Genomic DNA, 20,486 nt, shown 5'->3' with positions numbered 1-20,486 from the left:
ATCACCCGACGCCCTCATCGCCCTCGCCATGCTCAGCCTCGGCGGCCACAAACCAGTGCTCCCCGGCCGGGTTTAACCCACAGAAGCAGCAGGAGAGCCAAAATCTCCGTCGAATTGGTTCTACACCGGCTCAGGGGAACCGACGGGTCACTCCGGGGGGTCGTTCGCATGCTCGGCGGCTGCGGCCAGTGCGGCGCGCTCGCTCTTCGAGAGCCGCGCGACGTAAGCGCGCTTGAGTTCGGCCCAGCGGGGCATCGAGACCTGGTTGGCAGGTACCTGCTGGTCGGAACCGGTGGGAGTGGTGCGGTCGGCCATGGGGTACTCAGCGACGCTCGCCGATTGGGGCGGCGCTCGGCGGGGACTGGCGGGACAGGAACGCTCTCTTCAGGGACGCCCAACGCAGCAGGGAAACGTAGTGGGTAGCGGTGGATCCGGATGTATCAGCCAATGGTTCTCTCAGTCTCAAACGTGGTTTGAACGGCACGCCGCTGAGCCTGGTTCAATAGAAGAGCGATCGAGATTGTCACGGTAGAACATCGGGATCTGTCACGGTTGAGCATCGAGATGAAGACCGGCCCACCACCATCAGCGGACGGGATCGCAATTCACCAGTATACCGCGTCGCCTCTCAGGTCCACTGTCTCTAGCCCGGCATCCGCCCAGACGTTCGGGCTAGAGTCGGCGGATGCAACCGCCTCGCCCTGACGCCGACACCGCCGCCTCGACCCGGAACGCTCCGTCGACCGCACTAGGGAACGCGCCATTCGCGGGCTACGTGCAGGTGCGCGGGGCTCGGGAGAACAACCTCCGGAACGTTGATGTCGACGTTCCCCGGGACGCCATCGTCGCCTTCACCGGGGTCTCCGGCTCCGGAAAGTCGTCGCTGGCGTTCGGCACCATCTTCGCGGAGGCCCAGCGCCGGTTTCTGGAGTCCGTCGCGCCCTACGCGCGTCGGCTGATCCAGCAGGGCCACACCCCGCAGGTTGACGAAATCATGGGGCTGCCGCCGGCCGTGGCCCTGCAGCAGCGCCGAGGCGCGCCCAGCTCCCGCTCGAGCGTGGGCACCCTGACCACCCTGTCCAACTCGCTGCGCATGCTGTATTCCCGGGCCGGCATGTACCCGGCGGCTGCCCCACGCCTCGAGTCCGACTCCTTCTCCCCCAACACCGTGGCCGGCGCCTGCCCGCAGTGCCACGGCCTCGGCACGGCGCACACCGTGACCGAGGCAACCCTCGTGCCCGACCCTGCCCTGAGCATCCGTGACGGCGCCATCGCGGCCTGGCCGGGCGCCTGGCAGGGCAAGAACCTGCGGGACATCCTGATCACCCTTGGCTACGACGTGGACACCGCCTGGCAGGACCTGCCGCGCTCTGCGCGGGACTGGATCCTGTTCACTGAGGAACAGCCCGTGGTGGAGGTCACCCCGCAGCGCGACCGCATCGCCAAGCCGTACCAGGGCCGATTCTGGAGCGCGAAGAGCTACGTGCTGCACACCCTGGCCGACTCCAAGAGCCAGAGTCAGCGGGAGCGCGCGCTGCGTTTCGTCGAATCCGGCCCGTGTCCGCTGTGCGACGGCAGCGGTCTCACGCCCGCGGCCCTGGCGGTCACGGTGGCCGGCCGGTCGATCGCCCAGCTCAACCTGCTGCCGCTGACCGGGCTCGCCGAGCTGCTTCGCCCGACGCTCCGGGCGGGCGGTGCCGAGCGCACCGCCGCGCCTGGTTCCGCGGAGCCGCACACCGCGAGGCCGCACTCCGCGGAGCCCACGGAGGCCGCCGTGACCCTCACCCGGGACCTGCTCGCCCGCATCGAGGTGCTGCTCGAACTGGGCCTCGGCTACCTGAGCCTCGGGCGCGCGACGCCCACCCTCTCCCCCGGCGAGATGCAGCGCCTGCGCATCGCCACCCAGCTGCGCTCGGGCCTGTTCGGCGTGATCTACGTGCTCGACGAACCGTCGGCCGGGCTGCACCCGGCCGACGCCGAACCGCTGCTGCTCGTGCTGGAGCAGCTGAAGGCATCCGGCAACTCGGTCTTCGTCGTCGAGCACAACATGGACATCGTGCGCCGCGCCGACTGGGTCGTCGACGTGGGCCCGCTGGCCGGGGCCGGCGGCGGCGTCGTGCTCTACAGCGGACCCATCGCAGGTTTGGCCGATGTGTCGGAGTCGGTTACCCGGCAGTTCCTGTTCCCGGCCGCGCCGGAGCCGGCCGCGCCAGCCACGCTCCAGCCCGACGCGCCCCAGCCCGCGGCGCTGCGCACACCAGAACGCTGGCTGGGCCTGCACGGTGTCACCCGGCACAACCTCCGAGGCGTCGACGCCGGCTTCCCGCTCGGTGTGCTGACCGCGGTGACCGGCGTGTCCGGTTCGGGCAAATCCACCCTGGTCAGCCAGGTTCTGGCGGATGCCGTGCGGCTCGCGCTGCATCCGGAGTCCGACGTCGCCGTCGCCTCTGATCCGACGGCAGCCGCAGGCGCCATCGACGACGACGGCAACGACGGCGACGACGGCGAACGCGGCGACCCCGAGCCGCGGGCGCGGGTCGACCGGATCACCGGCCTGGAGGCCGTGGACCGCCTGGTGCGCGTGGACCAGAAGCCGATCGGGCGCACTCCGCGCTCCAACCTGGCCACCTACACCGGGCTCTTCGACGCGGTGCGCGCGACCTTCGCGGCCACGGACGAGGCCCGGAAGCGCGGCTACGGCGCCGGGCGGTTTTCCTTCAACGTGCCCGGCGGCCGCTGCGAGACCTGTCTTGGAGAGGGCTCGGTGAGCGTCGGGCTGCTCTTCTTGCCCGGCAGCTACACGCCCTGCCCGACCTGCCTTGGCTCGCGCTACAACCCGGAGACCCTTCAGGTGACCTATCAGGGCAAGTCCATCGCCGACGTGCTCGGCCTGAGCGTCGAGGAGGCCGCCGGCTTCCTCGCCGACGTGCCGGCCGCTGCCCGCAGCCTCGCCACCCTGCGGGAGGTCGGGCTCGGCTACCTGCGTCTCGGCCAGCCGGCCACCGAGCTCTCCGGCGGCGAGGCCCAACGCATCAAGCTCGCCACCGAACTGCAGCGCGCCCGCCGCGGCCACACGATGTACCTCCTCGACGAGCCGACCACCGGACTGCACCCCGCGGATGTCCGCCTTCTCCTGGCCCAGCTGGGCCGCCTCGTCGACGCCGGCAATACGGTGATCGTCGTCGAGCACAACCTCGATGTGGTGGCCGCCGCCGACTGGGTGATCGACCTGGGACCGGCCGGCGGAGATGCGGGCGGCCAGATCGTGGCGACCGGAACCCCGGATGCCGTCGCGCGGCACCCGCACAGCCGCACCGCGCCTTACCTTGCCCGCCGCTTGGCTGATCGCTAGTTCGGCGACGCAAGTGCCATAGATTGGGAAGCGTACGTGTCGGCGCGAAGGAGCACTCATGACTGGTTGGCGGATCCGCGACTTTCACTCGGACGACCTCGACGGTATCCTTCGCCTCTGGGAAGAGATCACGGCCGCCAAGACGGAGCCCGTCTACGGCCTGTCCGAGGTGCTGGCCTCCTGCCAGAAGGATGACGCCGTGGTCGCCCTTGCCGGCGACGAGGTCGTCGGGGCCGCCGTGGGCCGCGCCGCCCACGCCCAGGGCTGGGTCGTCTTCCTCGCCACCGCGCAGCGCTACCAGGGCCGCGGCATCGGCACGGCCCTGCTGGCCGCCCTCGAGAAGAAGATGTCCCGGCACGCGTTGACCAAGCTGTCCGCGCTGATGCCCGAATCGGCCACGCGCGTCGACGCCTTCGTGAAGCGGGGCTTCGAGGTCAAGCAGCACCTGCGCTACTTCGAGCGCCACATCCCGGTGCAGCGCGAGGAGCTGCGATCGCTCAGCGAACTGGGCGGGCGCATCCTGCCGCGCGATCTCTGGGAGGGCGTCGGCGGCATGCGAACCGAAAAGGAGCTGCTCGAACGAAGGCTCGTCATGCCGCTGGCCAAACCCGACATGGCCGAACAGTACGGCGTCGTGCCACCGAAGGCGGTCGTGCTCTTCGGGCCTCCCGGAACGGGCAAGACCACCTTCGCAAAGGCCATCGCGTCGCGGCTGGAATGGCCCTTTGTCGAGGTCTTCCCCTCGCGGCTCGCGGCTGACCCCAAGGGCCTTGCCGGTGCGCTTCGGGAGACCTTCCTGAAGATCTCCGAGCTGGAGCACGCGGTCGTGTTCATCGACGAGGTCGAGGAGATCGCGGCGCAACGCGGCGGCGAGCCACCCTCGGCGCTGCAGGGCGTCACCAATGAGCTGCTGAAGATCATTCCCGCCTTCCGCGAGCAGCCCGGCCGGCTCCTGGTCTGCGCCACGAACTTCATCCGCGCCCTCGATTCCGCCTTTCTCCGGCACGGACGCTTCGACTACGTCATCCCGATCGGGCTTCCGGATGTCGCCGCCCGCCAGGCCATCTGGGAGCGCTACATCCCCGAGGGCAGGAAAAGCACGGTCGACCTGAGCGCGCTCGTCACCGCAAGCGACGGGTTCTCACCAGCCGACATCGAGTACGCCGCCCGGCGCGCCTCTCAGCAGGCGCTGGAACGCGCACTGTTCGAGGGGGAGGACGAGTCGACGCCCGGCGGCCCGGGCACCGAGGACTACCTGGTCGCGATCCGGTCGACCCGCACGACCGTGTCGGCCCAGGTCGCCAGCGAATTCCTGGAGGACATCGAGCGGCTCGCCCGGCTCTGAGCACGAGGTGCCGGGCAACGGACACCGCGCCAGGCCGGCAACCTCAGGCCCCGAGGCCCCGTTCGGCGCGGCCCGATTCCTGGATGAACTCGGTCAGGGTGGCTTCGATCGTGGCATACGACCAGCGGTACGCGGCATCCTCGTCGCGCGCGAACAGCGCCTCGGCCAGCTGGTTGTGCCGGTGGGCCGACGGCGGCGTGTACTCGGTGATGGTGAAGCGCTTCTCCTCCTCGCGCGTGCGGAGGAGCGCCGCGACCGTGCCGGCGAAGTGCCCCATCACGCTGTTGCCGGAGGCGATCAGGATCAGGGAGTGGAACTCGATGTCGGCCTCGAGGAACCCGCGACCGTCGCCGGCAAGGTCAGCCGCGACCATGCCCTCGGCTGCCGCCCGCACCGCGTCCAGCTGCTCGGCGGTCATCAGGCGCGCGCTCAGTCGGGCGGCCACAGGCTCGATGCCGAGGCGCAGTTCGAGCATCTCGCGCATCTGGGTGAGATAGTCGGTGCCGCGTCCGCGCCAGTAGATGATCTGCGGGTGCATCAGGTCCCAGGAGGTGCGGGGCAGCACCTGGGTGCCCACCCGCTGCCGCGGCTCGACCATACCCAGCGACTGCAGCACCCGCAGTGCCTCGCGCAGCACGGAGCGAGAAACCGCGAATTCCTCGCTGATCACGTCCAGGTTCAGGATGTCGCCGGTCAGATATCCGCCGTCGACGATCTGTTGGCCCAGCGAGTTCACCACCCGCGCATGAAGCCCTCGCTCACGCCACACTCCTGCGCCCGCCCCACGGTTCATCTCAGCTTCTCCCTGCGGACTGGCCGCGCGCGTCGTCGCGACGTCGCCCATCGTGATCGTACCGGCGTTGGTCCCGGAGTCGCGATTCGTGTGCCACACTCAAATATCTGATTAATCAGATTATTGGACGATGAGGTCGCAGTGAAGCAGCCTCGGAATGGAAATTCAGATGATTCTTCCCTACGCGGCTCCGGTGGTTCCGATTGAACCGGCCGGCAGCGACCTCCAGCTCATCCTCGCCGCCCTCGTCGGCGTCGCGGTGATCATCCTGCTCATCACCTGGCTCAAGGTGCATCCGTTCCTCGCCCTCTCGATCGGCGCCGTGGGCGTCGGCGTCGGGGCCGGCCTCGCTCCCGCCGCCGCCGTCACGAGCTTCAGCGCCGGCTTCGGCGCCACCATGGCCGGCGTCGGCATCCTGGTCGGCTTCGGCGCCATGTTCGGCAAGCTGCTGGCCGACTCCGGCGGAGCCGACCGCATCGTCGACTCGCTGGTGACGCGCTCGAGCGCCCGCACCCTGCCGTGGACGATGGCCCTGATCGGCGGGCTGATCGGCCTGCCGATGTTCTTCGAAGTCGGCCTCGTGCTGCTCATCCCGGTGATCATCCTGGTGGCCCGCCGCAGCGGGCTCTCGCTCATCCGCATCGCCATCCCGGCCCTCGCCGGCCTGTCCGTCATGCACGGCCTGGTGCCGCCGCACCCCGGTCCACTCGTGGCCGTGACCACTCTCGATGCGAACCTCGGGCTCACTCTCGCGATCGGCGTGCTCATCGCCATTCCGACCGTCATCATCGCCGGCCCGATCTTCAGCCGGTTCGCGAGCCGCTGGGTCTCCGTGCCCGTGCCGGCCCTGTTCCTCACCAACGAGGATCAGGGTCTGGGCGAGAACATTCGGCGCCCGAGCTTCCTGATCACCATCTCGGGCATCCTGCTCCCCGTCGTGCTGATGCTCGCCCGATCGATCGCCGACGCGATCGACCCGGGATCCACCTCGCCTCTCAACGCCACGCTCGACTTCCTCGGCACGCCGATGATCGCCCTCGGCATCGCTGTGATCTACGCGATGATCGTCTTCGGTCGCGGTGGCGGCATGGACCGCGCCGGGGTCGCCAGGTCCCTCTCCGACTCCCTCCCGCCGATCGCGGGCATCCTGCTCATCGTGGGTGCGGGCGGCGGGTTCAAGCAGGTGCTCATCGACACCGGCATCGGCACCGTCATCGCCGACGCCGTGGCCGGCAGCAGCGTCTCGGTGCTCGTGCTGGCGTGGTTCGTCGCCGCCCTGATCCGCGTCGCTACCGGGTCGGCCACCGTCGCCACCGTGACGGCCGCCGGCATCCTCGCCCCCGTCGCGGCCAGCCTGGGCAGCACGGATGTCTCGCTGATGGTTCTCGCCATCGGCGCCGGTTCGCTCTTCCTCTCCCACGTCAACGATGCCGGGTTCTGGCTCGTCAAGGAGTATCTCGGCACGACCGTCGGGCAGACTCTGAAGACCTGGACCGTGATGGAATGTCTGATCTCCGTGGTCGGCCTTGCCGGCGTCCTCCTGCTGAATATCGTGATCTAGCATGTTCGAGACTCAGCAGCCCGTGCTCGTGATCATGGGCATCTCCGGATCCGGCAAGTCCACCGTGGCGGGGCTCCTCGCCGGCCAGCTGGGCTGGGATCTCGAGGAGGGCGACGACCTGCATCCCCAGGCGAACATCGACAAGATGTCTGCCGGTCGGCCTTTGAACGACGAGGACCGCGCGCCCTGGCTCGACACGGTCTCCTCGTGGATCATCGAGCACACCATGGCGGGGGCGCCGGGAATCATCACCTGCTCGGCGCTCAAGCGCCGTTACCGCGACGTGCTGCGCGAGCACAACGTGATCTTTGTGCACCTGACCGGGTCGACGGACCTGATCGGGCGCCGGCTTGCGACGCGCCTCGACCACTACATGCCGACCTCCCTGCTCGATTCGCAGGTGGCCACACTCGAGGCGCCTGACGCCGACGAGCGCGCGATCTCCATCGACGCCGGCCGCGCTCCGGCCGAGGAGGCCGCCGAGATCGTGCGGCGGCTCGGGCTCACGCCCCGGTCCGGCTCGTCGAGCCTGGGCGCGCGAGAACCGGGCAAGTCCTCGGTGCCGGGGTCGCGAGCAATTTCCTGATCGGGTCTGGCGAGTGTCGGCGGCATGAACTACACTCACAGAATCGAATAGATGTTCGAGAAAATCAAGGGAGCCACGCATGCCTCAGATCATTGACGCAGTCGTCGACGTGGAGCTGTCCATCGACGGCGACCCGCGGGCGTTCATCTGGAACCGGTTCGAACACACCGTCATCGGCCAGCCGCAGGCGATCTTCACCCGCACCCGCTGGTGGGAGAATGCCGGCGGCGTGCCGTCCCGCATCGACACCGAGCTCTGGCGCCTCGATGCCTCGCGCGGCGACGAGGAACAACACCGCTACGACCTGCGCCGCGACACCGACGGGTCGTGGGTGCTCGCGCTCGACTGGGGGTGAGCCCCGGCCCGGGTGTCGCCCCGGACCGAGGCTGCTCCCAGCTGACGCCGATCCGCCCGGTATACCCTGAGGGGGCATCCACGGTGAGCGACAGGCCGACGGAAGCCCAGACCACAGTTCGGACGGAGGCGGCAAGCTGCACACACGCGCTGCGATCTCGCTCCGTGGTGGACGCCGGGTCTTCCACTCCGCCCTGCTCATGATGGCCGCGCTGCTGCTCTGCCTGCTCGCGGCGCACACGGCCGGAACCGGACACGGGCCGGCGCACGGACCGGGCGGCCTGTCCTCGGCCCCGACCGCTCCCGCTCCCTCATCAACAACAGCGTCAACAACCATGACCACTGCGATGACCGCCGACGCACACTCCGCGGCCGGGCACACCGCATCATCCGCCGCGCCTCTCGCTGCATCCCTCGCTGCATCCCTCCCCGCATCCCTCACCGGCCCGCTGCTCGAGCGCATCGCGCCCGCGACCGCGACCGTGGTCGCCCTCTCCGCCGGCGCACTCGGCAGCGCCGACACCCACGCGATGTCCGGTCTGGCCACCCTCTCGATGACGTGTTCCCTGCTGCTTGTGCTGGTCGGCCTGATTCTGCTGGCACGGCGCCCGTCGGCCTGCCGTCGCCTGCTCGAGGCCGGCAGCTTCATCGTCGGCTCCTTTTGGGAGATTCCGCTGCACCTGCATCGGCCCCGCCTCACCCTGCTCTCCATCAGCCGCATTTAGGCCGAAACCCTCGCCAGCGCACCCCACCGGCCTGCGCGGCCCGGCCGCACCCCGGCCCCCGGTTTCTCAACCTTTTGTCAACGAATGGAACACCAATGCTCCGCACCATCCGCACCTCGCTGATCGCCGCCGCCGCGCTCACCACGGCGCTCACCCTTACCGCCTGCGGCGACCCGACCCCGGCCGCCGACGCCCCGGCCGCCGACGGACCCACCGCCACCGCGTCCGCCAACGCCAACGCCGCGGATGTCGACTTCGCCCAGATGATGATCCCCCACCACGAGCAGGCCGTCGCGATGAGCGACGACTTCCTCGCCAAGCACGGCACCGACCCGCGCGTCGTCGCCCTGGCGACCAAGATCAAGGCCGCGCAGGAGCCCGAGATCACCCAGCTGACCGATTGGCTGGGCGAGTGGGGCGCCGAAACGGGCGGCATGTCCGACATGAACCACGGCACCGACGGCATGATGAGCGAGGCCGACATGATGACGCTCGGCAACGCCTCGGGCGCAGACGCCGACCGGGTGTTCCTCAAGCTGATGATCGCGCACCACGAGGGCGCAATCGCCATGGCGCAGACGCACATCGACGAGGGCAGCAACGCCGACGCCCAGACCCTCTCGGCCACCATCGTCGCGTCGCAATCCGCCGAAATCGCCGTCATGACCGACCTCCTCGCCGCGTACTGACCCATGACGACGTCCAGCAGAACCCTCCGCCTCGGCGGCGCCGCCCTGATCACCGTCGGCCTCGCGGCCGCGCTGGCCGGTTGCGCGCCCACTCCGGCTGCTCCGCCAACCGGCACGTCCGCCCCCACCACGGCGGCTTTTGAACACATTCACGGCCTCGGCGCCGACCCGTCCACCGGCAAGACCTACGCCGGCACGCACCAGGGCGTGTGGCAGGTCCCGACCGACCTGCTGCCCGACAGCTACCTGGCCGGCGCGCCGGAGGCCGGGCTCACCCAGCCCACCCTGAGCGATGGCCCGGCCTTCGACGCCATGGGCTTCACGGTGGCAGCGCCGGGCCTGCTGCTGGCCTCCGGGCATCCGGGCTCCGACGAGTCCACGTTGGTGGGCCCCAACGTGGGACTGATCAGCAGCGTGGATGCGGCAGCCACGTGGTCGAACGTCTCTCTCGCCGGCAAGACCGACTTCCACGACCTCGACGCGGTGACCCTGCCGCCGGGAGCCTTGCGCGTCTACGGCTACGACGCCGCCGCCGGCAGGGTCAGCATCAGCGACGACGATGGGGCCACCTGGTCGCCCGGAGCCGCGGTGGCGCTGCGCGACCTCGCCGCCGACCCGGCGACCCCCAACCGGGTCTTCGCGACCACCGAGAACGGCCTCGCCGTGAGCAAGGATGCCGGGCGCACGTTCGCGCTGGTCCCCGGCGCACCGATGCTGTACCTGATCGACGTTCAGGATGCCGCGGCCGGCGGCGGTGTCGTCGGCATCGACCCGGAGGGCGTGCTCTGGCACGAGGAGGCCGGAAGCGGAACCTGGACCCGCGGAGGACAGACCGACGGCAGCCCGGAGGCCTTCGGCTTCGTCGGCGGGAGCGTGCCCTGGCTCCTCGCCGCCGACCGACGCGGGGTCGTCGCGAGCGACGACTTCGGTCTCACCTGGACCGTGCTCGTTGCGGCCCAGGCCTAGCCCGGTGCGACGGATGAAGCTATGACCACCACGCTCCCAGCCGGTTCCCAGCCGCGCCGGGCAGAACCCGCTGCTCGCCTAGAATGAGCCCGAAAGAATTGAAGGACATGAAGCACACTGGGTTGTTCCGGCGCACGCCACCGGTTGCGGTCGAAACCGGCCGTCTCGCCGATTTCGCTTACCTCGAACCCGGCGCGGTCTACCTCGACTCCGCCTGTCAGAGCCTCCGGCCGCAGCCGGTCCTCGACGCCCTGACCGAGTACTACACGGAGTACAACGCCTGCGGCGGGCGCGTGAAATACGCCTGGGGCACCCGCGTCGACCGGGAGGTGCAGGACGCCCGCCGGGCCGTGCTCGAGCTGCTCGGCCTCTCCGGCCGGGGTCACGCGGTCTCCTTCACCCTCAACACGACCTTCGGGCTGAACCTGCTGCTGCATCAGCTGCCGCAGGGCCGGTTCGGGCAGATGGTCACGAGCCACATCGAGCACAATTCGGTCTTCCTGCCCACCATGACGGCGGCGACCCGACTGGGGGTGCCCCGCCTGGTGCTCGACCGCGCCCCCGACGGCGCCCTGGTCTACCGGCCGGCCCAGCTCGAACGCGCGATCGTGGTCGTCAACGTGGCCTCCAACATCGACGGGCGTCTGCTTACCAACCTCACCGACCTGGTGCGCGACACCCACGCCCGCGGCGGCATCGTCATTCTCGACGCCGCCCAGGCCATGGCGCACGAACGCACCCTGCTGGCCAAAACCGAGGCCGACGCGCTCTGCTTCTCCGCCCACAAGATGTACGGCGCCAGCCTCGGCGTGGTCGTCGCCACCCACGAGCTGCTCAGTTCCCTCGAGCTCACCTTCGTGGGCGGCGGCATGGTGGCGGACGTCCGCGAAGACTCCTACGACCTTCTCGCCAACGACCCGGGCGCCCTGCTCGAACCCGGGCTGCAGGCCTGGGGCGAGATCATCGCCCTGCGCCGTGCGATCGAGTGGCTGGGACAGGTGCGCCCTGGCGGCCGGCCCGCGGCCGAGCACCTTCAGGGTCTCTCGCAGCGTCTCTTCGAGGGTCTCGGCGACATCCCCGGCCTCACTCTGGTCAACACCGCGGCCAGCCCGGTGATCAGCGCCTACGCCCCGAAACAGGATTCGCACCGGCTCGCCGTGTTCCTCTCCCAGTCCCACATCATGGTGCGCAGCGGCTACTTCTGCGCCCACCACTACCTGAAAGACCAGCTCGGGCTGCCGCCGCTGCTGCGCTTCTCGCTCGGACTGCACTCAACCACGGCCGATGTCGATCAGGCCGCACAGGCCCTCGCGCGCCTGATGAAAGGCCTCTCCTAAGTGTTCTGCATTGCCGCATTCATCGTTCTCGTTCTCATGGGGGCCGTGTCGGCACGATACCGCCGCTACCTAGGCAGGGCGTGGAACTGCACCCTCCGCCGTGTCACGTTCCGCCCCTGCGACACCACCTTCAAGCAGGACATCAAGGACCACCTGCTCGCGCCGCTGGCGGTGCGCCGTCCGAAGCTCGTCGGCCCGGCATCCGTCGCCCTCGAGGTGGTCGCGCTGCTCGTGGTGCTCACCACCGTCTGGAGCGCATACGTCGTCGTCAAGAGCGGTGTGAACCTGTACGTCTACGGCACCTGCAACAAGCAGGATTCCGCATCCTGCAGCCTGGGCGCCGAGGCCTGCTCGATCCCCGACCAGACGCCCACCTTCGGCGAGTCCCTGCTCTCCGGCGACGTGATCGGCGCCTTCGGCAACGACTTCGCCAGCCTCGGCGAGACGTTCTCGGCGATCCCCTCCCGCATGCAGAACTGGGAGGCCGAGGAATACCTGCCCGCCAACGCCAGCTACCTGGGCGTCTACGACGCGAAGAAGGAAACCGCGCTCGAGGTCATCGACCCCGGCTGCACCTACTGCCTGCAGCTGTTCAACAACATCGAGGAGGCCGGGTTCGACGACCGGATGAACCTCACCTACATCGCCTACCCGATCGCCGCCGCCGACGGCTACAAGTTCCAGAACTCGCTGCTCGTCACCCAGTACCTCGAGGCGCTGCGGCTGAACCCTCTCGCCGACGCCGCCACGCCGGTCGACTGGGAGATCCTGCGCCGGATCTACACGGAAGTCGATGACAAGGGCGTTTCCTGGCAGAGCGTGATCAACGGCGCCGAGCCGGCTGTCGCCACCGCGCTGCTGCAGGACTGGTCGGCCGAATTCGGCCTGAGCCAGGAACAGGTCGCCGACGTGGCATCCGTCGCCGCCTCCGACGAGGTCGCGGACATCATCGCCGCGAACACACGGCTGGTCGAGGAGAGCATCCACACCGTGAAGATCCCGACGATCATCTTCGATGGCCGCCGTCACGACGGCCTGGTCTCGGTGGGCGACCTGGACTAGCCCGGCGAGACTGTGAACGGCTAGACCGGCTTGACCACCATCAGCACGACCACGACCACCAGGAGCAGCGAGACGATGCCCGAGCCCATGGCCACGCGCGAGTAACCGGCGACCTTGGCGCCGGCGACCCGGGTACCGCCGGCGGACTGCTCGGCGAGGAGCTCCGAGACCGACTTCATGGCCGGAACCACCAGGAACAGGCTGAGTACGAGGGCCACCGCGTAGAGCACGATCGACAGCCAGATCCAGGTCGACGCAAGGGAGGCGTTGTCCCTGAAGCCCGCCGCGCCGAAACCGAGGAACACCACCAGCAGCGACAGCAGAGTGAAGAGATTGGTGGACTTCGCCAGTGAGGCCACCTGGCCGGCTTCCCCTGCACGCATGGAGCGCATGGCGGTCATGGGGAGGATGGCCATGGGCCCGACGATGAAGACGCCGGAGACAATGTGCAGGGTGTTGAGGGGTTCCATTTTTCCAGCGTAGGCCCCCGCCGTCCGCTCGCCGGTGCACCGACACGTTTGAGGGGTTGGCGGCCCGCACCTCTCACGGCTGTCGTCTCGAGGCCCGCACCTCGGGGTGGTCGTCGGGCAGGGCGTGCCGGGAGCCGGCGCGCAGCAGCACGAGGTTCTTCCGCTCCCAGTCGAGCACGGCCTGCCGCTGCGGATCGATCGCCCGACCTTCCGCGCAAGCCGCGGCGGCGCGCCCGCAGACGCAGGCCAGCGGCATGCCCTCCACGGCGTGGTGCAGCTGCCCGATCCGCCAGAGCACGGCCATAGCCCAGTCGAGCTGACGGTGCGCGAGCTCGGTCTTCCGCTCGGCGCGCCGCACCAGGTCACTCTCGAGGAGCGCGCGCACCCCGGCGCTCTTCGTGCGGTCGGACTCGCCGGCCACGACGCCGCGCAGCTCCACCACCTGGGCCGTGAGCCCGTCGATCACCGCCTGCTGCTCGGCATCCGCCCCCGCCGACTTCTCGGCGAACTGCCGGTGGTTCTCCTGCTGGTCGGCGTATTGCCCGACCCACAGCTTGATGTGCTCCGCGTCCCGGCGGGTGGCCTTTTCCGCCCCCAGGTGGTGCAGGCAGGATGCGCAGACCACCTGGTCGGTCGCCGAGGTGAACGTGAACGGCTGCAGCGACTGGCAGCAGAAGCACTGCGCCCGGATGGCCACATACAACGGATACGGGTGGGTCACGGTTGGTCCTTCGTTAGCCTTCTTGAGCCCTATCGCCGAGCGTACCCAATCGGTGGGAGGCCGGGGTCACCCGCGGATGGCGGCCATCCGCTCGGCCAGTTGCGCGGGCGTCAGCGGTGCGCCTCCCCCGATGAAGGACCTCCCTGGGCCGCGGGATTTCCTGCTGGGGATGAGGGTTCCGTCCCCGGCCTCCGGGCCGGCCCCTTTTCGCAGCATCCCACCGGGCACGCATCCGTCCATGGTCCGAGCGCGGTGAGCGCGCAGCGTTCCGGGGTCGTTGCCGGCGTCAGTCGCTCAAGCAACAGGTCGACGAGCCCCGCCACGAACGCCGGGTGCAGGCCGGGGGTCGACACCCGGGTAAACCCCAGGTCGTGCGCGGCGGCAGTGGCCGCCGCCTCCGTGTCGAGGTCCCAGGAGACCTCCATGTGGTCGGAGATGAATCCGATCGGCACCACGACGACGGCCCGCGTGCCGGCCGCGGCGAGCACGACGATGACGTCGTTGACGTCAGGTTCGAGCCAAGGCATTTCGGGCGGACCCGACCGCGACTGGAATGCCAGAGACCAGGCCGGGGTGGCGTCGGCCACTGTGTCGTCGTCCGCCGCCGCTAAAACGGCGGCCATCACCACCTCCGCGACGGACCGGTGCTGCGCCTCGTAGGCCCCGCCGGCACCGAAGGATCGCTCGCGTGGGCCACTCTGCTCGGCATCCGCCATCGGGATGGAGTGGGTTGTGAAGAGCACGTGAACGTCGTCCGGGGCCAGGCCCTGCCGCGCGAAGTCGGCGAGGGCGGAGCAGACGCCGAGCACGAACGGGGCGACGAAGCCGGGATGGTCGAAGTAGGGGCGAACCGCGTCGATGCGCACGGCGTCGCCGAGCCCGGTGGCGCACCGCGCCTCGGCCAGGTCTTCCCGGTACTGCCGGCAGCTCGAGTAGGAGCTGTACGCGCTCGTCGTGAGCGCGAGCAATCGGGTGTGGCCGGCGTCGACGGCCGCCGTCACGGCGTCTCGCAGGTACGGAGCCCAATTGCGGTTCCCCCAGTACACCGGCACGAAGGTGTCTCGGGCGGCCAGTTCGGTTTGGAGCGCGTCACGGAGCGCCCGGTTTTGGGCGTTGACCGGGCTCACACCACCCGAGGAGCGGTAGTGGGCGGCCACGGTTTCGAGGCGTGCCTCCGGAACTCCGCGGCCCCGGGTGACGTTCCGTAGGAACGGGATGACGTCGTCCTGGCCCTCGGGGCCTCCGAAGCCGAGGAGGACCACGGCGTCGTACCCGGCTGGCTCCGCGGAAGGCGCGGGCACGAGGCCATCCACTGGCTGGGACTCAGGCACCGACGTGGGCGCCGGCCGCGCCGGGCTGGAACGGGCAGGCCGGGTCTTCCCCCAGCGGATCGCCGCTCGACGCGAACGCGCGGGCTCGGGAGCCCCCGCACAGGTCCGCGTACTCACAGCTGCCGCAGCGGCCGGTGAACTCCGTGGCCCGGATCTGTTTGAGTAGCGGGTTGTCCCGATAGATCTCGGCCAGCGGGGTCGTGCACACGTTCCCGAGGCCGAGCGGCAGGAACCCGGCCGGGTAGACCTCGCCGTCGTAGGCCACGAAGACGATGCCCTTGCCGTCGCGGGTCGACGCGGTCTGCGCCCGTGGCAGGCCCGCGGGCGGCCCCATCAGGGCTTCCAGCCTCGCGGACAGGGTGTTGTACGGTGCGCTCATCGGTGCAGGGTCACCGGCGCGTCGGCGGGCGACGATTCGCCGGAAAAAGGGTGCCTCGACCGTGCGCACGATGAAGCCGTGCTGGGAGGCGTCGAAGAGGAAGTGGCAGATGTCTTCGTGCTCCGCTGGGCTGACGGCCTCGGTCGAGACGCCGCGGCCGACCTGGACGAGGAAGAAGACCTCCCAGATAGCGGCGCCGGCGTTCTTGATCAGGGCCGCGACATCTGCGAGCTCGTCGACATTGGCGCGCATGACGGTCGTGTTGACCTGGACGGTCAACCCCGCCGTGGCGAGAGCCCGGATCGCCGCCATGGTGTCGTCGAAGTGGCCCGGGATCCCGCGCACGCCCTCATGGGTCGCGGCGACGGCGCCGTCAAGGCTGATCGACACCGCCTTGACCCCGCTCGCCACGATCCGTTCGATCATCTGCGGAGTGAGACTCGGCGTGACCGACGGGGACAGCGCCGTCGGCAGTCCAAGGCCGGTGGCGTAGTCGACGAGTTCGAACAGGTCAGGGCGCATCAGGCAGTCGCCGCCGGTGAGCACCAGGATCGGGTACGGCCGGCCGAATCCGGCCACCTGGTCAATCAGGTCTTTGCCCGCTGCCGTGGTCAGCTCGCCCGGTAGGGCTTGCATCGTGGCGCTGGCCCGGCAGTGTTTGCAGGCAAGCGGGCAGGCGCGGGTGGTTTCCCAGAACACCAGCATCGGGCGCTGCGCGTAGTCCGGGCCCTTTCCACGGCGGGCGGTCGGCAGGGTCGGCAACACGGCGGTCTCGCCGAGGGGGATGCTGAGCCCGCTCATGCGGGCACCTCGCTCGCGGGACGCGCATCGGTCAGAAGCTGCGCGAGCTTGTCGGCGGTGCGCTCGGCATCGGCCACGCAGCTGGCCAGCCCGACCCCCCGGTAGGCGGAACCGGTCAGGTAGAGCCCCGGCAGCCGACCCAGAGCCTCCTCCGCGGCGGCGAGCCGGCCCTGATGGCCGACGATGTACTGCGGCATCGCCTGCAGCCAGCGCTCGATGTGCTGCTCGGTCGGGCGCCCGGTCAGACCCATGGCCTCGACGAGTTCGGCGTGCACCTGGCTGACCAGGGTGTCCTCATCGAGGTCCATCCAGCGCTGGTCGCGGCGCCTGCCCACCATGCAGCGGATGATCATGGTTGTGTCATCGGCGAGGTGCGGCCACTTGGCGCTGGACCAGGTGCAGCCGACAATGAGTTTGCCTTCCTCCGGCGGCACCAGGAAGCCCGTGCCGACGAGGTTGTGGGCGACGGCGGAGCGCGGATAGGCCAGGCAGATCGTGGCAACATCGACGTAGGGAATACCCGCCAGCGCGGCGGCCAGGTCGGGGGCTTCCTTGCGCACCATGTCCGCCGCAGCGAACGCGGGAGTGGCGAGCACCACCGCGTCGGCCTCGAGCACCGTGCCATCGCTCAGTTTCACCTCATAGCCGGCGGTGCCGCGCGACACGGAGACGACCGCCGTACCGAGGCGCACATCGTCGCCCACGACGTGGACGGCCAGTGCGTCGATCAACCGGGCGAGTCCCCCACGGAGGGTGACGAGGACCGCACCTCCTGCTCCGGCGGGCTTGGGTGGGGCATTCCGGCGTCGGCGCCGCAGTCCGAGGTAGAGGCTGCGATTGCCGCGGGCGAGAGCGTCGATGTCAGGCGCGGTGCTCCGAGCACTGAGCTCGTCGGCCCTGCCGGCATGCACACCTCCGAGCAGCGGATCGACGAGGCGATCGAACACCTGCCCGCCCATCCTCGGGCGAACGATTTCGGCGATTGTGGGGTCGTCTGGCAATCCCGCCGGGGCCGCCTTCACGAGGTCCAGGGCAGCACGGGCAAGACCGAGCGGCGACAGCAGTCGGGATTTCATCAGGGGCAGCAGCCGATCGGGGATGCCGAAGAGGGTGCCGGCCGGGAGCCGTCGCAGCTTACCGCGCGACCAGATGCGTGCGCCGGACCCGGCGGGGGCCACGACGAGGTCGCTGACCCCGAGATCCTCGATGAGGGCTGCCACCACGGGTGCCCGCACCATCAGCGCGTCAGGTCCGACGTCAACGAGGTGCCCGCCGAATTGCTCAGTGGAGATCTTGCCTCCCAACCGCGCCCCACCCTCAACCAGAGTGAGACGCACCCCGTCGCCAAGCCGGCGGTGCAGGTAGTGTGCTGTCGCCAATCCGCTGATTCCGCCGCCGACGATGACGACCCGTGGTTGAGCGAGCATTCGACATACCTCCAGTTGCCGGTGAATCCGGGGCAACCGGCAACCTGTGGCAATCCTTGTTACTTCGATCCTACGACCGTCGTTTCCAGCGGCCTCTCGCGGGCCGTCGGTGGCGGCCGCCGATCGGAGCACGAATCGCCGCCCGGACCGGGCCCGGGCCAGCCCTGGAATCAGCCCGGACCACGGCCGTATTCACGCCTTCTCATATTCCGTCGGACGGTTGCGCGCGACCGCCGCGCAGGCCCGTTCGACGGCGGCCACGGATGCGGCGACGTCGTCCGCATCCGTCGACCAGTTGCTCACGGAGACCCGCAGCACATCCCGGTCCTGCCAACACGAACCCGACATCCAGGCGATTCCCTCCTTGAGTAGTTCTTCCGTCACCCGTCGGGTGCGCTCGTCGTCGCCGAAGCTGACGCAGACCTGGGTGAAGACCACGTCGTTGAGCACCTCGGCGCCGGTGATGCGACCCAGTCCGTCGGCGATGGCCCGGGCGTGATCGGCCAGCCGCTCCACCAGCATCACGGTGCCCGATCGGCCCAGGGAGCGCAGAGCCGCCCAGACCGGAACACCGCGCTCGGCGCGACAGCTCGGGCACCTTTTCGTAGGGGTCACCCGGACCGGTCTCGTCGGCGAACAGGTAGCTCGTGTGCACCCCGAAGGTGGACCGCAGCTCGGCGGGCCTGGCCACGATGGCCATGCCACAGTCGTAGGGCACTTGGAGTGTCTTGTGCGCGTCGGTGGCCCAGGAATCGGCGGTGTCGAGGCCTGCCAGCTGCTCGCGGTAGCGCGGGCTCACTGCGGCCCAGAGGCCGAAGGCGCCGTCGACGTGCACCCAGGCACCATGCTGGTGGGCGAGGTCGGTGAGTTCACCGACCGGGTCGAAGGCGCCGGAGTGCACATTGCCGGCCTGAAGGCAGACGATCGCGGGGCCAGTGCCCTGGTTGAGCGCGGCCGCCAGGGCCTCGGGGAGCATGCGGCCCTGGTCGTCGGCCGGGACGACAATGGGGGCGCCGAGTCCCAGGTAGCGCAGAACCAGGTCAATCACCGCGTGGCGCTCATCGCCCACGTAGACGGCGACGCGGGGCGCCCCGGCCAGACCGGCGATCGCGACGTCCCAGCCGGCGCCGCCGAGCACATGATCGCGTCCGGCCGCCAAACCTACGAAGTTCGCCATGGTAGCCCCGGTGGTGAAGCCCACGTCGGCGCCGTCCGGCAGACCCAGCAGATCGAGGATCCAGCCGCCGGCGGCCTCCTCGGCGGCGGCCGTGGCCGGGGTCGCGAAGCGCATGCCGGCGTTCTGGTCCCACGCGCTGACCAGCCAGTCGGCTGCCAGGGCTGCCGGCAACGTGCCGCCGATCACCCAGCCGAAAAAGCGGCCGGACGTCATCGCCATCAGCCCCGGTTCGGCCAGCCGGGCCAGCTCGTCGATCACCTCCGCCGGGTCCGTCGGCTGCAGCGGCAGCGGCGCTGCGAAGCCCGCGGCGAGGGTGTCGGCGTCGACGCGTGGCCCCACGGGCCGGGTGGGCAGGGAGGAGAGCCAGTCCAGGGCATGGGCTTTCGCTCGCTCCAGGGCCTGACGATAGTCATCCGGGTCAGCAGACATGCCGAGATTTTATGCCCGCCGGGAGACCACCGAAAGAGCGCTGTTTTCCGGGCGCGGGTCGTCGCTGGCGAGGATGACCCATCGGAGGCGATCGCGACCCCCGTCCCGGCTCCGACGGCGATGCCCCCGTCGGCCTGCGTCGGCGAACACGCGGTCGATGCCCGGTTCCGCGGCGACCGTACGGTTTTGTTCCGACATGGGGGCTCGTCCAGCCGAAATTCAGCCCGTCCGCCGTACCGTGGTCAATGGAGTTCCCCCACTCCAAACGAATCGGCCCCGGCAGATTCCTCGCCTCCCCCCAGGCGCGGTGAAGCCGGGGCTTTTTCGTGGCGGTCAGCGAACTTCCTTGAACAAATCACGGCCGATCGGCTCTCGCGACCGCTCTGAGAATCAGAGTCGCACTTCCCCCGATTGGGGCGGCTCTGGGGTGACGCGCAGACCGGCGGGTGTGTTCGAGATGCGGACGAGTTACTCCACCCTTGCCCGGTTCAGGAGAGGTTCTTTGCTGCCTTGAAAGTTGAACTGCAACGGGATGGTGGGGTGGATCCAGATGGAGCTGTGGCCGCTGCCAGCCGCCGCCGTGTACTCCCAGGAGAAAGAGAAGCTCTCCCCTCGACGCACCTTGGCGAGGATGACGATCTTGAGCTGCGAGACCCCGATCATCGAACTCGACAATGACAGAGGGATTTCCGTAGACAAATTCGCCCATGATTATTGTCCGAGTCCCACGTCGATGTCGCCCATCATGGCATCGAAGTCCTTCGCTGTTGCCTCTGCGTCCCCGTTTTTTTCCACAGTTTCCTTGATGCCCACTTCCGGCAGCTGCGGAACGGGAAAACGACGTGCCTCCTCTTCTACACCGTCGCCGACATCGGCGATATCCCTGGCCCCGAAGCCACGGCGGGTGTTGTTCGGGACGCTCCAGCGCCCTGCACGGAGCAGAAGGCCCCTTGCGCGAAGCGTAGGGGGCCTCCTGTACGG

At 69.4% G+C, this 20,486-nt stretch carries 18 protein-coding genes and 1 pseudogene; 10 read left to right on the top strand and 9 right to left on the bottom strand.

Annotated elements, in window-relative coordinates; genetic code table 11:
- Nucleotides 1-147 precede the first annotated feature (147 nt).
- A complete protein-coding gene (locus tag E3O54_RS16465; RefSeq protein ID WP_166784790.1) occupies nt 148-315 on the bottom strand; it encodes a hypothetical protein in 168 nt (55 codons plus the stop codon).
- Nucleotides 316-685: 370 nt separating this feature from the next.
- On the opposite strand from E3O54_RS16465, the gene E3O54_RS15690 reads away from it, so the two are divergent.
- A complete protein-coding gene (locus E3O54_RS15690) occupies nt 686-3,352 on the top strand; it encodes an excinuclease ABC subunit UvrA (RefSeq protein ID WP_166785320.1) in 2,667 nt (888 codons plus the stop codon).
- A gap of 58 nt (nt 3,353-3,410) precedes the next feature.
- The gene (locus E3O54_RS15685) at nt 3,411-4,697 is read left to right on the top strand and encodes an ATP-binding protein (protein ID WP_104170965.1); all 1,287 of its coding nucleotides are present in this window, start codon (nt 3,411-3,413) and stop codon (nt 4,695-4,697) included.
- Between the two features lie 43 nt (nt 4,698-4,740).
- Here E3O54_RS15685 and E3O54_RS15680 read toward each other — a convergent pair whose 3' ends face one another.
- On the bottom strand, nt 4,741-5,436 hold the full coding sequence (locus E3O54_RS15680; protein WP_158250247.1) for a FadR/GntR family transcriptional regulator: 696 nt from the start codon (nt 5,434-5,436) through the stop codon (nt 4,741-4,743).
- A gap of 211 nt (nt 5,437-5,647) precedes the next feature.
- Between E3O54_RS15680 and E3O54_RS15675 the strand changes: the two genes are divergently transcribed.
- The 8 genes from E3O54_RS15675 to E3O54_RS15640 all read left to right on the top strand — a co-directional run bounded on the left by E3O54_RS15675 (nt 5,648) and on the right by E3O54_RS15640 (nt 12,770).
- Complete coding sequence (locus E3O54_RS15675) at nt 5,648-7,051, top strand: GntP family permease (RefSeq protein ID WP_241976933.1); 1,404 nt, start codon at nt 5,648-5,650, stop codon at nt 7,049-7,051.
- Nucleotide 7,052: 1 nt separating this feature from the next.
- On the top strand, nt 7,053-7,637 hold the full coding sequence (locus E3O54_RS15670) for a gluconokinase (protein ID WP_104100588.1): 585 nt from the start codon (nt 7,053-7,055) through the stop codon (nt 7,635-7,637).
- 79 nt (nt 7,638-7,716) lie between these two features.
- Entirely contained in the window at nt 7,717-7,992 is a 276-nt protein-coding gene (locus E3O54_RS15665) for a hypothetical protein (protein WP_134375211.1), read from the top strand.
- A gap of 199 nt (nt 7,993-8,191) precedes the next feature.
- The gene (locus E3O54_RS15660) at nt 8,192-8,716 is read left to right on the top strand and encodes a hypothetical protein (RefSeq protein WP_134570107.1); all 525 of its coding nucleotides are present in this window, start codon (nt 8,192-8,194) and stop codon (nt 8,714-8,716) included.
- 95 nt (nt 8,717-8,811) lie between these two features.
- Entirely contained in the window at nt 8,812-9,405 is a 594-nt protein-coding gene (locus E3O54_RS15655; RefSeq protein ID WP_134375215.1) for a DUF305 domain-containing protein, read from the top strand.
- 3 nt (nt 9,406-9,408) lie between these two features.
- Nucleotides 9,409-10,371, top strand: coding sequence for a F510_1955 family glycosylhydrolase (locus E3O54_RS15650; RefSeq protein ID WP_134401987.1), 963 nt, complete (start codon nt 9,409-9,411; stop codon nt 10,369-10,371).
- A 107-nt stretch (nt 10,372-10,478) separates the two neighbouring features.
- The gene (locus E3O54_RS15645) at nt 10,479-11,708 is read left to right on the top strand and encodes an aminotransferase class V-fold PLP-dependent enzyme (protein ID WP_158250248.1); all 1,230 of its coding nucleotides are present in this window, start codon (nt 10,479-10,481) and stop codon (nt 11,706-11,708) included.
- Between the two features lie 36 nt (nt 11,709-11,744).
- On the top strand, nt 11,745-12,770 hold the full coding sequence (locus E3O54_RS15640) for a hypothetical protein (RefSeq protein ID WP_233191368.1): 1,026 nt from the start codon (nt 11,745-11,747) through the stop codon (nt 12,768-12,770).
- 20 nt (nt 12,771-12,790) lie between these two features.
- Here the strand turns inward: E3O54_RS15640 and E3O54_RS15635 are convergent, their stop codons facing one another.
- From E3O54_RS15635 to E3O54_RS15605, 7 genes and pseudogenes are all read right to left on the bottom strand, one after another.
- Nucleotides 12,791-13,240 carry a DUF2269 family protein gene (locus E3O54_RS15635; RefSeq protein WP_134401985.1) on the bottom strand — a complete coding sequence of 150 codons (450 nt, stop codon included), beginning with the start codon at nt 13,238-13,240 and terminating at the stop codon, nt 12,791-12,793.
- A 73-nt stretch (nt 13,241-13,313) separates the two neighbouring features.
- Nucleotides 13,314-13,961 (bottom strand): hypothetical protein, encoded by a 648-nt coding sequence (locus tag E3O54_RS15630; RefSeq protein ID WP_134342761.1) that lies wholly within the window; start codon nt 13,959-13,961, stop codon nt 13,314-13,316.
- Nucleotides 13,962-14,071: 110 nt separating this feature from the next.
- The gene (locus E3O54_RS15625; protein ID WP_241976932.1) at nt 14,072-15,262 is read right to left on the bottom strand and encodes a ferrochelatase; all 1,191 of its coding nucleotides are present in this window, start codon (nt 15,260-15,262) and stop codon (nt 14,072-14,074) included.
- Between the two features lie 22 nt (nt 15,263-15,284).
- A complete protein-coding gene (locus E3O54_RS15620; protein ID WP_134375225.1) occupies nt 15,285-16,472 on the bottom strand; it encodes a TIGR04053 family radical SAM/SPASM domain-containing protein in 1,188 nt (395 codons plus the stop codon).
- The gene (hemG, locus tag E3O54_RS15615; RefSeq protein ID WP_134401984.1) at nt 16,469-17,899 is read right to left on the bottom strand and encodes a protoporphyrinogen oxidase; all 1,431 of its coding nucleotides are present in this window, start codon (nt 17,897-17,899) and stop codon (nt 16,469-16,471) included. Before hemG ends, E3O54_RS15620 begins: the two co-directional genes overlap by 4 nt.
- A gap of 192 nt (nt 17,900-18,091) precedes the next feature.
- A pseudogene (locus E3O54_RS15610) lies at nt 18,092-19,505 on the bottom strand (aspartate aminotransferase family protein).
- 468 nt (nt 19,506-19,973) lie between these two features.
- A complete protein-coding gene (locus E3O54_RS15605) occupies nt 19,974-20,204 on the bottom strand; it encodes a hypothetical protein (protein ID WP_134342759.1) in 231 nt (76 codons plus the stop codon).
- Nucleotides 20,205-20,486: the final 282 nt, after the last annotated feature.

Origin of the sequence: Cryobacterium sp. TMT2-4 (assembly GCF_004402575.1) — a bacterium.
GTDB lineage: Bacteria > Actinomycetota > Actinomycetes > Actinomycetales > Microbacteriaceae > Cryobacterium > Cryobacterium sandaracinum.
The sequence above is the reverse complement of the archived record's forward strand: the minus strand, read 5'-3'. Positions and strand labels throughout refer to the sequence as shown.

Excerpts from the sequence above, each read along its gene's own strand:
- E3O54_RS16465 (WP_166784790.1), bottom strand. The coding sequence starts at position 315 with ATGGCCGACCGCACCACTCCCACCGGTTCCGACCAGCAGGTACCTGCC.
- E3O54_RS15690 (WP_166785320.1), top strand. The coding sequence starts at position 686 with ATGCAACCGCCTCGCCCTGACGCCGACACCGCCGCCTCGACCCGGAAC.
- E3O54_RS15685 (WP_104170965.1), top strand. The coding sequence starts at position 3,411 with ATGACTGGTTGGCGGATCCGCGACTTTCACTCGGACGACCTCGACGGT.
- E3O54_RS15675 (WP_241976933.1), top strand. The coding sequence starts at position 5,648 with ATGGAAATTCAGATGATTCTTCCCTACGCGGCTCCGGTGGTTCCGATT.
- E3O54_RS15670 (WP_104100588.1), top strand. The coding sequence starts at position 7,053 with ATGTTCGAGACTCAGCAGCCCGTGCTCGTGATCATGGGCATCTCCGGA.
- E3O54_RS15665 (WP_134375211.1), top strand. The coding sequence starts at position 7,717 with ATGCCTCAGATCATTGACGCAGTCGTCGACGTGGAGCTGTCCATCGAC.
- E3O54_RS15660 (WP_134570107.1), top strand. The coding sequence starts at position 8,192 with ATGATGGCCGCGCTGCTGCTCTGCCTGCTCGCGGCGCACACGGCCGGA.
- E3O54_RS15655 (WP_134375215.1), top strand. The coding sequence starts at position 8,812 with ATGCTCCGCACCATCCGCACCTCGCTGATCGCCGCCGCCGCGCTCACC.
- E3O54_RS15650 (WP_134401987.1), top strand. The coding sequence starts at position 9,409 with ATGACGACGTCCAGCAGAACCCTCCGCCTCGGCGGCGCCGCCCTGATC.
- E3O54_RS15645 (WP_158250248.1), top strand. The coding sequence starts at position 10,479 with ATGAAGCACACTGGGTTGTTCCGGCGCACGCCACCGGTTGCGGTCGAA.
- E3O54_RS15640 (WP_233191368.1), top strand. The coding sequence starts at position 11,745 with ATGGGGGCCGTGTCGGCACGATACCGCCGCTACCTAGGCAGGGCGTGG.
- E3O54_RS15635 (WP_134401985.1), bottom strand. The coding sequence starts at position 13,240 with ATGGAACCCCTCAACACCCTGCACATTGTCTCCGGCGTCTTCATCGTC.
- E3O54_RS15620 (WP_134375225.1), bottom strand. The coding sequence starts at position 16,472 with ATGAGCGGGCTCAGCATCCCCCTCGGCGAGACCGCCGTGTTGCCGACC.
- hemG (WP_134401984.1), bottom strand. The coding sequence starts at position 17,899 with ATGCTCGCTCAACCACGGGTCGTCATCGTCGGCGGCGGAATCAGCGGA.